The following is a 13481-nucleotide window of genomic DNA, read 5'->3' as shown; positions in this document are numbered from 1 at the left end:
GGTCTTTGGTCATTGGTCATTGGTCATTGGTCTTTGGTCTTTGGTCTTTGATCCTTGGATAACTTCCTCCTAACTCCTGACTCCTAACTCCTGACTCCTGACTCCTGACTCCTAACTCCTGACTCCTGACTCCTGACTCCTGACTCTAAAATCCCGCAATGGGGTCTGGTTGGGATTTGAGGTAAGTGAGAAAATTTCGTAGTTCTTCTTCACTCAGCAGAGAACGTCCTCGTTTACTGTAGGTTTTGACTAGATAATCTTTTCCTTGTTCTGGTGTCCAGCCTAATCGCTCGATTTCTACGTCTGTTTGGGCAATAACATCAGATAAGTTGACTGGTTCGTTGCGTCTTTTGTTTTTACCAATAGCTGACTGGACACCAGCTTCTTCGGAAGGTGTGTAACTCCGAGGGGTGAACGGTGTAACATTACTCGGAGGGACTTCTGCTAAGGGTGGATATTCCGGTTCTTGATGCAGGAATATTTCTGGTTTTGTAATTTGAGTATCAATTTGCTCTTCTAAAAAGGGTGGTGTATATGTTGGTGTGTTGGTGTGGCTGACTGGAGGGAGAGGTTTTGATTCCTGTAAAGTAGGTTTGATTGGTGGTGGAGTCACTGATGGTGAAGCTGATTTTGTGGCTTCTACTGGGAGGTTTTTGATGCCTAGAACTGTGAATGCTCTATCTCTGGCTTGGTCTTCTGCTGCTTCTACTGTTTCTGCTCCTGCCATACCCGTTGCCTTGGTGATGCCTTCGAGTTGTATACTGACACGGACGATATATTTCCCTTGAAAAATTTCTATTAGTTCTGAGATAATACTGCCGTTGGGGTACAAGTTCTGGAATTGTTCCAACATAATACTTTCAACCATTTTGATCTAAATTTTCCTAATAAAGTCAGTTCTTAATTAGGGAACAGGGAACAGGGAATGAGTCAATAATTTTTCTCCATTACCAATTACCAATTACCAATTACCAATTACCAATCCCCTAGACAAAACCATATATTTCAATATAAAGTTTTACTGAGAACTAAGCACTCACGATTTTAAATATGTTCTGATACTAGCAGTTGTTCAGCACAAATTGTTGTCTATCTTTAAATGCTATACTAATTACCCAATTAGATATCTAGAAGTATTTTTAAAGAAGTGCGCTCTAAATCTACAATGATAAAGATAAGGTTTGCCCTCGTTGCCTGTGTTTTACTGCTTACCTGATTGTTACCGATTCTACATAAGGGGGAATTGGGTTTTTCAGCGGTTTCTGCTGGTGAAGAAATGGCTAACGCTACGCTATGTTATCAGATGCTGATGGCGTGAGATTACCTTATATCTAAACTATCGAACACCTGTGGTTAAGCCAGTTTATAGCTTGTGGGTGGTATAGAGAGTTCTCCAAATCAAGTCTCTCGCTTATCCATTATCTAATTACTGAGTGTTTAATTATTGAGTATCAGGAGTGCATGGTTAAGATTGTTTAGATCAAATGATATTTTGACCAAAGGTCGGTTCACTGCATGGAATTTTCAATCGCTACACTTCTTGCCAATTTTACAGATGATAAATTGGTGGCTCGTAAAGTCCTAGAAAAGAAATTGGGTTGTGAGGATGAAGAAAGTCTAGAAAAACTCCAAATTACTTTGGATGTGTTGGAAAAAATTGGGCTTTTGGTGAAGGAACGAGGGAAATATCGCCGCGTTACGGAAGAGGGCTTGATTGAGGCGAAACTACGTTGCTCTAGTAAGGGCTTTTGTTTTGCGATTCAAGATAGCGAAGGCTCGGAGGATATTTACATCCGCGAAAGTCATTTGAGTAATGCCTGGAATGGCGATCGCGTTTTAGTGAGAGTCCTCAAGGAAGGTAGCCGGCGGCGATCGCCTGAAGGTGAGGTGAAGTTGATTATGGAGCGGTCTAATCATACTTTACTCGCCAGAATTAAGCAGGTGGAGGAAGGGTTTCGGGCTGTTCCTTTGGATGACAGATTGCTGTTTGAACTGAAACTACAACTCAACAACATGAAGTTGGAAGAAGCTATTGACCATTTGGCTCATGTAGAAATCCTCCGCTATCCGTTGGCACAATATCCCCCCTTGGGTCGAGTGGTGCAAATTCTGGGTAGTGATGCTGAAGCTGCAGCAGATATAGATTTGGTCACTTGTAAACATGATTTATCCCGAACTTTTCCCGATTCTATCCTCGATGCGGCGGCGAAGTTACCCAAGAGACTCCTGAAGGCTGACCTGAAAAATCGTCTAGATTTACGTGATGTTTTTACCTTCACGATTAAGAGTGTCAACGGTGATGAGTCTGTGGTGGAAAATGCCTTTAGTGTGGAAAAAATTAGTGCTGACAATTGGCGATTAATTTTTCATATTACGGATGTTTCCCACTATATTCAAGCGGATGAAGCTTTGGACAGGGAAGCGCTCAAACGTGGTAAGTCAGTTTATCTGGGAGAATTGTTATTGCCGATGTTACCAGCATCGGTAACAGAACGGTGTTCTTTAGTGCCTGGAAGCGATCGCTTGGCTCTTTCCTTGATCATCACCATTAACCCTCAATCAGGAGAAGTGGAGGAGTGGGAAATTCAACCTAGTGTGATTAATGTAGATGTAGCCGTTAGTCAAGGGGAGACAGAAAGCATTCTCGCTGGTGAAAGCACCAAAGTGGCAGCCGCAGTCCAGGAGAAATTGCCAGATTTGCAGACTTTAGCTAATGCTATTAAACAGGTACGTCTACAGCGCGGTAGTTTACAGTTGAATCTCCCACCTAGTCATAACCCCTATTATGATGAGGGATCAATGGGATCTGTCGTCTTGAATGACTTACCTGGGCGATCGCTCATCACCGAGTTGGTAATATTAGTGAATCAACTCATGGCTGATCACCTCAGCGCCTTGGGGATTCCTAGTTTATGGCGAGTTCAAGGCACACCTGATCCCGAAGATGTTCAGGAAATGCTCAAACTAGCTGTTAATTTAGGTGTGGAATTGGGACTAGATCCAGAATTGGAAATCCAACCCCTAGATTATCAACACTTGACCGGCGCTTTTGCCGATTCCCCATCGGAACAAGTTCTCACCTATTTATTACAAGACACCCTCAAGCCTTCCGTCTACAGCACCACCAAAGGTTCTCATTTTGGACTGGCTTTATCCCAATATGTCCACATCACCGCCCCCTTACGTCGTTATCCAGACATTCTCTTACAACGGGTATATCATAACTTAATAGAACATGGGCGCGATCGCCGGAATACCCGCGTCAAAGATCGGATTAACCTGCGCCATTCCAATTGTCACGAAGAAATTAATTGGAACGTTCTTCCCCCAGAACTCCACCAAGAAATCCAAAGTGACTTAACCAGAGTCATTGTGCAAATTAATGACCGGGAAAAAGAAGTCCAAGAGGCTGAAGCCGATTTAGCCGGACTCCAAAAAGCTTCCTTAATGAAACAACGCATTGGCGAAGTCTTTCCTGGCGTAATTACCGGAGTTCAATCCTACGGTTTCTTTGTTGAAATTGAAGTCCCAGTAGAATCGCCCACAGAAACCAATCTCGCTAATACCTTACGTGTAGAAGGACTGGTTCACGTCAGTTCCCTCAAAGACGATTGGTACGAATATCGAGCCAGACAACAAGCTTTATTTGGGCGGAAAAATCGAGCTTCCTACCGATTAGGCGATAGCTGTATGGTACAAGTCAAAAGTGTTGATTACTACCGTCAACAAATTGATCTTGTCACCGTTGGCGCTGATGGTTTACCCAAAAGTATGGGCGCAAATATTAACAATGAAGATACAGGAGACATTTATTCACCCAATAAAACCGACTCTTTTGATCAAGAACCCTATGATGAGGAATAGTCAGTTGTTCTTTGTCAGTTGTCAGTTGTCCATTGCTCTTAAATACTAACTACTAACTACTGACCACTGACCACTGACCACTGACCACTGACCACTGACCACTGACCACTAACTAATGACCAATAACACAAAACCTTTAATCCTGGGCATAACAGGTGCATCCGGTCTGATTTACGCTGTTCGCGCCCTTAAATTTCTCTTAGCAGCAGAATATCAGATTGAACTGGTAGCCTCTAAATCAACTTACATGGTTTGGCAAGCAGAACAGGAAATCCGAATGCCAGCAGAACCAGATAAACAAGAGCAATTTTGGCGACAACAAGCCGGAGTTCCCGAACAAGGTAAACTCCGTTGTCATCCTTGGAGTGATGTTGGTGCTGGTATTGCCAGTGGTTCTTTCCGAACTTTAGGGATGATCATTATGCCTTGTAGTATGAGTACAGTTGCCAAACTGGCTGGGGGACTCAGTTCGGATTTACTAGAACGAGCCGCAGATGTCCAAATTAAAGAAGGACGTAAACTGGTAATTGTCCCCAGAGAAACCCCTTTCAGCTTAATTCACCTGCGAAACTTAACGACCTTAGCGGAAACAGGCGTGAGGATTGTCCCCGCTATTCCTGCTTGGTATCACAACCCTCAAACCATTGAGGATCTAGTTGATTTTGTTGTTGCTCGCGCCCTAGATCAACTAGATATTGACTGTATACCAATTCAGCGTTGGCAAGGTCATTTATAGCAGGAGTCAGGAGTCAGGAGGTAAGAATCTCTTACCGTATGGCTTTTACTGTAGATTCTGTATCTCATTCAAGTGCATACCGCTATATAGCAATTAAAAATTGACAATTAAAAATTAAAAACGGAATCACTAAATTTTTAATTTTTAATTCTATTTAAGTAGATGAACCGAAAAATTTAAAGGTATGTGAAGAAAAGTAAAATCGCCCAAAACTCTCTTCCTGTTCCCAGTTAAGAGTTCCCTGTTCTCTTGCCCCAACGACAATTTTTAACGCCAACCTACTTAACTCGTATGTGGCAATAGCTATTTTCATCTGTTTTTCCCTGGTGTATTCTCAAATTTTGCTGTAATTTTAAATTCGTTATGGCTGCAATTCGCTTAATTATCTTGGTGACAGCAATGCTAGGACTAATAATAATATTAGTCCAAAATTTGTCGCCCTCACTTCCACTAGTATTTTTGGGAATGCGAAGTCAGGCATTACCATTAGCATTGTGGATTTTATTGAGCATAACTGCTGGTATTTTAACATCTTTAATAATTACTAAATTATTAAAAGTTGCAACTGATTTAAATTTACAAGCACAACAACCTATCCCCAAATCAATTCCGACTTCACCCCGTGTCAGACAAAATACACCTCCTCCTACAAGTCCGTCACCCCCAGTTAGTCAAGCTGATGATGAATTTGACGATTGGGACACAAATCGGAATCAAGATGATTGGGATGATGGAGAAGATTCACCACCAGAACAAAAAACTTCTGCTAGTCCACAAAGTTCTAATTCCCGTCCTAGTTCTGTTTATTCCTATAGTTCTCAATCACCGAAAAATACTGCTGTAGGTAAAACTGAATCAGTTTATGATGCTGATTATCGGGTGATTATTCCTCCTTATCAAGAATCAGGGAAAAATCAGGTAACGGATGATGATGACTGGGATTTTTTTGAAGATGATGATTTTGAAGATGATGAAGAAAATAAACCACAAAAACGCTAACAGAACTTACGCAACCGGCACATTGGGAAGGTGCGTCAGAGGGCATAGATCCTGCAAATAAACAGATTATTTATATCTGACGCACCCTACAAAAGATTTTTAGTGTGAAACTTGCCTAAGTCATAGCTAATTTAAGCTTAAATAATAAATAATAATTTGACAGGAGAAAAATAATTGTGATTGATATCTTAAAAGGAGTTAACCTCTACTTAATTGGGATGATGGGAGTTGGTAAAACAACGGTGGGAAAATTAATAGCAGAGGAAATTGGTTATAGATTTGTAGATACAGACGAAGTTATAGTTAAAGCCGCAGGTAAATCTATTAACGAAATATTTGCCGAGAATGGTGAAGCAGAGTTTCGTAAGTTGGAAGGTGATGTCTTAGCTCAAGTTTGTGCCTATACTAAATTGGTTGTGGCTACTGGTGGGGGTATTGTCATGCAGCAACAGAATTGGAGTTACCTCCATCATGGTTTGATAATTTGGTTAGATTCACCAATACAAATCATCTTACAGCGATTGGCGGCAGATGATACAAGACCACTTTTACAAGATGCTGATATGGAAAGTAAATTGCGATCGCTTTTGGAACAACGTCAACCCATGTACTCCCAAGCTGATTTACATCTTATTATTAGCGCGACCGAAACACCAGAAGACATTGCCACACGCATCCTAGCCACAATTCCCAGTATTCTCAAACAGCAATAATTCTTTTTTGGCGTTGGTGAATTGGGGTATGAAAGGTGAAAATTCCATCTCTCAAACTCTTACTCTCTGTGCCTGGAGCGTCTCTGCGTGAAATAAAATCATACTTTCACTCAGCAACACCTCTTTTTTTTAGGGAAAGGGAAATTAAAAATTCTGATAACGTCCAAATTTATCTGCGTTTATCTGCGCCCATTTTCTTCCATCTGCAAGTTTGGGGATGACAGATAGCTGAAACTGTCACCGGTCACCTCCCTTCATTAGAAGACTTATTCAGCAAGCCCTATATATCTATAAAAAGGAGTAGAAAGCGGGTAATTTTTTGTCACAAGAAAGATGCACAATTCTCACATCAGGAGTTGAATTGAATCTAGATTCTATCATTATCCTCAACGGGGATGAAATCTATGGCTATATTTTCTCTTGATGAACTCAAAAATCTAGTCCAAAATCCTCAGTATCCATGCGTTTCTCTATATTTACCTATGGAAAAACTAGGCGGAGAGACGCGACAAAATCCAATTCGGTTTAAAAATTTAATTCGAGAAGCTGAAAATCGCTTAGATGACATAGGGTTACGCCATGCTGAGACTGTAAATTTGCTCAAACCAGCAATGGAATTAGACAATACTGATTTTTGGGAAATTCAAAATCAGGGATTAGTAATTTTTATTTCCCCAAATCTATTTCGTTACTATTGTTTACCTATTTCCTTTCCCAAATTAGTGGTTGTGGGCAAAAATTTCCACATTAAATCCTTGCTAAATTTGATTAATAATGATGGACAATTCTACATTTTGGCTTTAAGCCAAAAGAATGTTCAGTTTTACTCAGGAACGCGCTACCAAGTCCATGAGGTAGAAGTAGAAAATATGCCTCGTAATTTGGCTGAAACTCTTCTAGAAGATGAATTTCAAAAAGGTGTACAGCATAGAGTTGGTATAGCTAGAGGTGCAACTTCTGCCGCTCAACAGCCTGGTTCTGTACATGGACAAGGTAGTCCAGATCGGGAGAAACATGAAGAAGATATTTTACAATTTTGTTATGCTGTTGATAGTGCATTGCATGAAAAATTACGAGGTGAAAAAGCACCTTTAATATTGGCGGGTGTGGAGTATTTATTACCAATTTACCGACAGGCTAATACTTATCAATATTTAGTAGAAACAGGTATTACTGGCAATGTAGAACTTCTCAAAACTCCAGAATTAAATCAGGCAGCTTGGGAAATTGTTGCCCCTTTATTTCAACAGGAATATGAAGATATAATGGCTGTTTATCTGCAACTAGCTGGGGAAGAAAGTAACAAAATTGCCAATGATATCAAAGCAATTGTTCCGGCTGCATATTATCAAAGAGTTGATACTTTATTTGTGCCTGAAAAAGAATATATATGGGGTAAATTTGATTTACCAACTGCTACAGTTGAGTTACATCCAGAACCGGCACCAGATGATGAAGATATGTTAGATTTTGCCGTGATTCACACCATGTTAAATGGTGGTAGAGTATATAGTCTAGAGCCAGAAGCAATGCCTCGTGGAGTCAAAGTGGCGGCTATTTGCCGATATTAATTTTTTGAGTCGTTAAGTTGTCGCCGTGCTGCTGCTAAAATTAATCTTTGTTCAGCACGTGCGATCGCTTGATAAGTCCTTTCCACTGCTTCCGGTTCTACAGAAATAGAACTAATCCCCCATTCTATTAATTTATCAATCATTTCTGGATAAAGTACCGGCGCTTGACCACAAATAGAACAAGGAATACCCCCAGCTTGAGACATTTTAATTAATTGAGATATTGCACCCATCACCGCTGGATTACTGCCATCAAGATATTTTAAACCTATTCCGGGTTTGGCCTGTTCTCGATCTATTCCTAACAATAATTGCGTTAAATCATTTGTGCCAATGGAAATACCCATCACACCAGCTTTAATATATTCAGGTAAGAGAAATAATACACTAGGAACTTCTGCCATCATCCATAATTGAAACTGGGATATTTGTGTTAACCCAGCTTGTTCAACCTTATGACGACAAAATACAAATTCTTCAACACTGCGGACAAAAGGTAATAGCAAATTAATATTTCTATAGCCAGATGCTTGAACTATCGCTAAAGCTTGCAATTCTAATTCAAAAACAGCCGGATTTTGTATATAGCTGAAAATACCCCTATCACTGATAATTGATGACTTTGATAATGGGGGATCTGTACTCAAGGATCGCAAATCATGAGGTAGCCAATCTAAAGACCGATAAAAAATCGGTCTGGGTGAAAAAGCACGAGCAAACTGCATAATTTGCTTAGATAATAACTCTAATAGTTCAGCTTTTTTTCCTGCATTCAACCATTCTTGAGGATGTTTTTTCTCCAGAATATTTAACATCATTAATTCTGAACGCAATAATCCCACCCCATCCACAGGTAAACTTTTTACTTGTTTAATTAATCGTTCTTGACTCAGATTTATGAGTAACTTAGTCGCAATTATGGGTAAATTTATTGGCTGGTAACTGACAATTTTTTCCTCTTTAATTAATCCTTCTATCTCCTCACTAGGAAAATTTTCCTCATCTCCGGTGAGCCGATATACTTCTCCCTTATCACCATCTATTAATAATTTTTCACCTGCTTGTAAAATAGTTGTTGCACCAGTGGCACTCACCACCGCAGGAATACCCAACTCTCTGGCTAAAATCGCCCCATGACTAGTTAATCCCCCTTGTTCTGTAATAATCCCCGCAACGCCTTGTAGTAAGGGCAAACAATCAGGAGTAATCATTGGGGCGATGAGAATTACGCCTTTAGGAATTGGTATGGCTTTTTGTGATGAACTAAAAATATGGGCATTAGCAATAATTTTACCTCTGGCTGCCCCAACGCCTTGAATAAATTGCACACTCTTATGTACAGGTTGGGGAACGGTGACTTCTGTAATATAGAGTTTAGTAGCTAAAGATTCTTTGGCAACTGTCCATTTCATAGTTAAAGTTGCACCTAATTCACTAACTATTTGATTGCCTACAGTAATTAATTCTTGCAAAAATTCTTCTGGTAAAGCATATTCTTGCTGTTGAGATTCTTCTAAAATATAAGCTAATAAAAAATCAGTATCTAATGTTGGTTGCAGTTGTTCATCTGTAAAAGCATTGCCATGATTAAGACGGTAAGCCAACATTTTATTACCCAATTGTCGTTCTATGACTGCGCCAGTTTTTGGTTCTATGTAATAAACATCTGGTAATACTTCACCGTTGGTAATTGCTAGTCCTAAACCCCAAGTAGCTTCAATATCCCATCCCGATGATTTAGTATTTATAACACCAGAGGCGATCGCATTGTCAACTGGTTGCACCAACACCCCTAAATTAATGCTGGGCAAACTAATCCCCGCACTATGCCAATATAGTAAACTTCTCGCCCGGAATAACTGACTCCAAAGCAGCTTTAAAGCTTCACCTATTTCCTCTTCTTCACAAGGACAAAATACTGGTTCTAATAACCCAGATACATTTTTCATTTCTTGGTTATTTGATATTGCCAAACTGGGACGCAAAATTAAACTACTTCTTTGCCATTGTCTGGCTGCTTGAAAAATTGTCCTCACCCAATGAGGTGGCACAGTCGCTGAGATAATTTCCTGACGTAAGCGCCCGGCTACCTGTTGTAGTTGTCGCCAATTATGTACATCTAAATGTAGGGAAGAATAGGGTAAATCAGCAATTAACGACTCTGAACTGTTGAGAGTTTCTAGAAATTGCCGTAAAACATCCGCTTCTACCACAAAACCCGGCAAAACAGGATAGCCCTGTTGTTTAATTTTGCTTAAATAAAACGCCTGAACGCCAACATTGGCGCGGTCTTGTAGTTTAATTTGGTCAAGCCAATAGAGTTTATCCACACAATTTATGAGATTTCAGAGGGAATAGGGAACGGGAGACGGGGAACGGGGAACAGTAAAAACTCATGTTTAGAAACATGAGATTTAAATAATGACACTGTTTTTTTTCGGGCTATACATCTTTTAAAAACATCTTTCTTTTGATTGAGATTTAAACTCAGTAACTTTTGTTTTGGAGAACAGGACACTTTCTGTTCCCTGTTCCCTGTTCCCTGTTCCCTTTTTTTCGTGAAATTGGATTACTTCCAGTATTTATTCTGACCTAATTATTAAATAATATTTATTACATAGTTTTTGTTACTATATTACCAATTAGTATGGACAATACACCCAACTTTATAACTAATTTCATAAATTTCCCTATCAAACTACTTAGCACGAACAGAACGTGATAAATCCTTACTATATTGCCAGCAGTGATTGGTTAAACACCGGGCTGCGTCTGTGTTTCGCTTTGTTTATTGGAGCTATAATTGGCTTAGAACGACAATTAAAAAACAAGCCGGCTGGTTTGAGAACCCATATGTTAGTAAGTTTGGGTTCAGCCGTGTTTACTCTCATCACTATCCAAACAGGTGGTACACAACTTAGTGCCGATTCTCTCAGTCGCGTAGTTCAAGGTATTGCTGCTGGAGTCGGGTTTTTGGGGGCTGGGGAAATTTTACGTGAATCTTCCCAAACATCAAAATCACCGGAAATTCATGGTTTGACTTCTGCCGCCGCAATTTGGGTAGCTGCTGCTTTGGGAATTGCTGCTGGGTGTGGTTTATGGCAATTAGGATTAATGGGTGCGGTTTTAACTGTAATTATTCTACACATCTTTAAAAGATTAGAAAAATGTTATTAGTCATTAGTTATTAGTCAGTGGTCAGTGGTCAGTGGTCATTAGTTATTAGTTATTAGTCAGTGGTCTTATGAATAAACTTTAAAATAAAGTTAGGGCTTTGACAAAAATTTCTTCTTCTGGTCTGGTTTGGAGAATTGATTTTACTAAATTAATGAATTCTTCATCTGAGTCATGATCATTTTTAAGAGTTTTACTAGCTGCATAAAAACTAACATCATCAATACTTAATTCATTGGTAATGCCAGTTTTAAAGAGAGGTTTATTGCTAGACCAGGATAATGATTTTCCTCGTAATGTAAATTGAAACCAAGTTATTTCATGATTATTTAATTCAAAGAAGATATCAAAATAAGGTTCTCCTCCTTGAAACCAGATTCTAATTGTACCTTTTTGTGGGTTTTGTTTCAGTATTTTTGGTTCTATAGCTCTTAATGATGCACCTAAAGATATAATTTCATTTTCGGTGAGAATGTAATTCATAGTTGAGGATTTAGGAGTCAGAAGTCAGGATAAATAAGAAATAAGAAAGAATGAAGAAGGAAGAACAAAAATTACCAATTACCAATTACCATTTTCTGATATTTTCCCAGCATTTACATATAAAATCTGGGAGGATTTCAACCATTGAGAGTCAAAAACGCTCAAATGAGTGGTAGTAATCAAGGTTTGAAATCGGTCTTGAATAGCATCAAGTAATTGATTTTGGCGAGATGGATCTAATTCAGCTAAGACATCATCTAATAATAGTAAAGGTGGTTCATTAATAACTTCTTCAATTAATTGTAATTCTGCTAACTTTAAAGCTAAAACTAATGTTCTTTGTTGACCTTGAGAACCATATTGACGGGCAGGAGTTTGATTAATAATTAGTTCTATTTCATCACGGTGTGGTCCGACTAACGTTATCCCTCGATGTGATTCTGCAACTGCTCTTTGTTGAAGTTTAGCAAAAAAGGCTGCTTGTAATTCTTGAGGAGAGTTTTTTTCTAGGGGAATATTGGCAGCATAATTGATTTGCAGAATTTCGGATGCTCCACTAATACTAGCGTGCCATGCAGAAGCTATAGGAGCTAGTCGTTGAATAGCTCTATTTCTTCTCATAATTACCCTTGTACCAGCAGTTACTAATTGTGCATCCCAGATAGCTAATTCTGATTGTAGAGATTTTTCTGATGTATTTACATAAAGTTTTAAAAAAGCATTGCGTTGGCGTAAAACTTGGTGATATTGGTGCAAAATGTGAGCATAAACTGGTTCTAATTGAATCAAGAGTGTATCTAACCAGTTACGACGACCTTCTGGACTACCACGCACCAATTCTAAATCTAAACTAGAAAACTCTACTGCATTGAGAACACCGAGAAAGTCCATTTGTCTGGGGACTATTTGCCCGTTTATGGCGACGGTGCGACGGGCTTGACGACGGAAGGTGAGAGTTAAATCGCTATGGCTATGAATCCGGTCTAGGGTGGCATGAATTTGGGCGGTAGATTCACCTTCCTTAATTAAATCACGATCGCGTGTCATCCGGTGCGATCGCAATGTTGCCAATAACTCTACAGCCTCTAACAAGTTCGATTTTCCTTGAGCATTATTACCTACTAAAATTGTTTTAGCTGCATTAAACTCAACTTTTTGGTTTTGGTAATTCCGAAATTGTTTGAGGTGTAAAGTTTTTAAGTACATAATGGCTAAGGATTCAAAATCCCCGATTTCTATAATAAGTTATTCTTAAGATGAGAAAATTATTTTCAGAAGTCGGGGATTTTTTGGGGATTTTTTGGGAGATGAGAAAATTATTTTAAGATCCTGTTACCAAACTTACTTGGTACTTTTCAGAATCGCTTTTAAGACATATAAAGTCATTTAATGGGTTATATGTATCAAAATTTCTGAGATTTTCCTCTTTATTCATATCATTCTCCAAATAAGCTAAGGCTAATGTTGAAGTAACATAAATATTTCCATGTTGTTTGAAAGCTTGGACTAATTCAGATTCAGGAGGATAGTCTTTTAATAAATGTTCAGCGAGATATCCTTTGACAATTATTCCTTTCAAACCCGTTTCTTTGTACCCCTGTTTAGCTATCATCAACGATATACTGTCAGCATCGAGATGAGATAAATTATCGTAATCTTCAAAGAATGGGCAAAAAACTTTCATGAGATTTTTGACAGGATTTTTAACTTTCCCGTAGTTGGGATCTTGATGTTTTCTCCGTTTGGATTCACCCATGATAGCTATCTCCTAATTAATGCTAGAATTGTACCCACACCCAAAGGGTTTTCTGATCTCGTCTAAGTTGATTTTTAGATACATAATGTCAGAATCAGGATATTTAAGATTAAGGGATAAACAGGATGAAAAATACAAAGATCATGAAATTAAATCCTGTTAATATTCAAATCCTGTAAATCCTG

Annotated in this window: 12 protein-coding genes; 6 read left to right on the top strand and 6 right to left on the bottom strand. The window is 38.9% G+C overall.

The annotated features are described in order from the left end of the window. Positions 1-145: 145 nt before the first annotated feature. Positions 146-853 (bottom strand): hypothetical protein, encoded by a 708-nt coding sequence (locus CA730_RS12135; protein ID WP_096671485.1) that lies wholly within the window; start codon positions 851-853, stop codon positions 146-148. Between the two features lie 662 nt (positions 854-1515). Here CA730_RS12135 and CA730_RS12130 point away from each other — a divergent pair. Continuing rightward, positions 1516-3864, top strand: coding sequence for a ribonuclease R family protein (locus CA730_RS12130; RefSeq protein WP_096667551.1), 2349 nt, complete (start codon positions 1516-1518; stop codon positions 3862-3864). Positions 3865-3979: 115 nt separating this feature from the next. Beyond that, positions 3980-4600 (top strand): flavin prenyltransferase UbiX, encoded by a 621-nt coding sequence (locus tag CA730_RS12125; protein WP_096667549.1) that lies wholly within the window; start codon positions 3980-3982, stop codon positions 4598-4600. 154 nt (positions 4601-4754) lie between these two features. Here the strand turns inward: CA730_RS12125 and CA730_RS24350 are convergent, their stop codons facing one another. Further along, entirely contained in the window at positions 4755-4913 is a 159-nt protein-coding gene (locus CA730_RS24350) for a hypothetical protein (RefSeq protein ID WP_157749962.1), read from the bottom strand. 50 nt (positions 4914-4963) lie between these two features. Between CA730_RS24350 and CA730_RS12120 the strand changes: the two genes are divergently transcribed. From CA730_RS12120 to CA730_RS12110, 3 genes are all read left to right on the top strand, one after another. Continuing rightward, on the top strand, positions 4964-5599 hold the full coding sequence (locus tag CA730_RS12120) for a LapA family protein (RefSeq protein ID WP_096667547.1): 636 nt from the start codon (positions 4964-4966) through the stop codon (positions 5597-5599). A 176-nt stretch (positions 5600-5775) separates the two neighbouring features. Beyond that, positions 5776-6312 carry a shikimate kinase gene (locus CA730_RS12115; protein ID WP_096667545.1) on the top strand — a complete coding sequence of 179 codons (537 nt, stop codon included), beginning with the start codon at positions 5776-5778 and terminating at the stop codon, positions 6310-6312. A 404-nt stretch (positions 6313-6716) separates the two neighbouring features. After that, the gene (locus tag CA730_RS12110; protein ID WP_096671483.1) at positions 6717-7883 is read left to right on the top strand and encodes a baeRF7 domain-containing protein; all 1167 of its coding nucleotides are present in this window, start codon (positions 6717-6719) and stop codon (positions 7881-7883) included. Here CA730_RS12110 and CA730_RS12105 read toward each other — a convergent pair. Then, positions 7880-10213: a putative PEP-binding protein gene (locus tag CA730_RS12105; protein ID WP_096667543.1), complete on the bottom strand. Its 2334-nt coding sequence runs from the start codon at positions 10211-10213 to the stop codon at positions 7880-7882. The genes CA730_RS12110 and CA730_RS12105 overlap by 4 nt on opposite strands. 388 nt (positions 10214-10601) lie before the next feature. Here CA730_RS12105 and CA730_RS12095 point away from each other — a divergent pair, with 388 nt between their 5' ends. Next, positions 10602-11060, top strand: coding sequence for an MgtC/SapB family protein (locus CA730_RS12095; RefSeq protein ID WP_096667541.1), 459 nt, complete (start codon positions 10602-10604; stop codon positions 11058-11060). 78 nt (positions 11061-11138) lie between these two features. On the opposite strand, the gene CA730_RS12090 is transcribed toward CA730_RS12095, so the two are convergent. The 3 genes from CA730_RS12090 to CA730_RS12080 form a co-directional block, all read right to left on the bottom strand. Next, positions 11139-11540: a hypothetical protein gene (locus CA730_RS12090; RefSeq protein ID WP_096667539.1), complete on the bottom strand. Its 402-nt coding sequence runs from the start codon at positions 11538-11540 to the stop codon at positions 11139-11141. Between the two features lie 78 nt (positions 11541-11618). Further along, positions 11619-12746 (bottom strand): DNA replication/repair protein RecF, encoded by a 1128-nt coding sequence (gene recF, locus CA730_RS12085; protein WP_096667537.1) that lies wholly within the window; start codon positions 12744-12746, stop codon positions 11619-11621. 115 nt (positions 12747-12861) lie between these two features. Beyond that, on the bottom strand, positions 12862-13296 hold the full coding sequence (locus tag CA730_RS12080) for a hypothetical protein (protein ID WP_096667535.1): 435 nt from the start codon (positions 13294-13296) through the stop codon (positions 12862-12864). Positions 13297-13481 lie beyond the last annotated feature (185 nt).

Source organism: Dolichospermum compactum NIES-806 (assembly GCF_002368115.1).
GTDB lineage: Bacteria > Cyanobacteriota > Cyanobacteriia > Cyanobacteriales > Nostocaceae > Dolichospermum > Dolichospermum compactum.
Note: the sequence above shows the minus strand (reverse complement) of the source record. Positions and strands in the feature narration are given on the sequence as shown.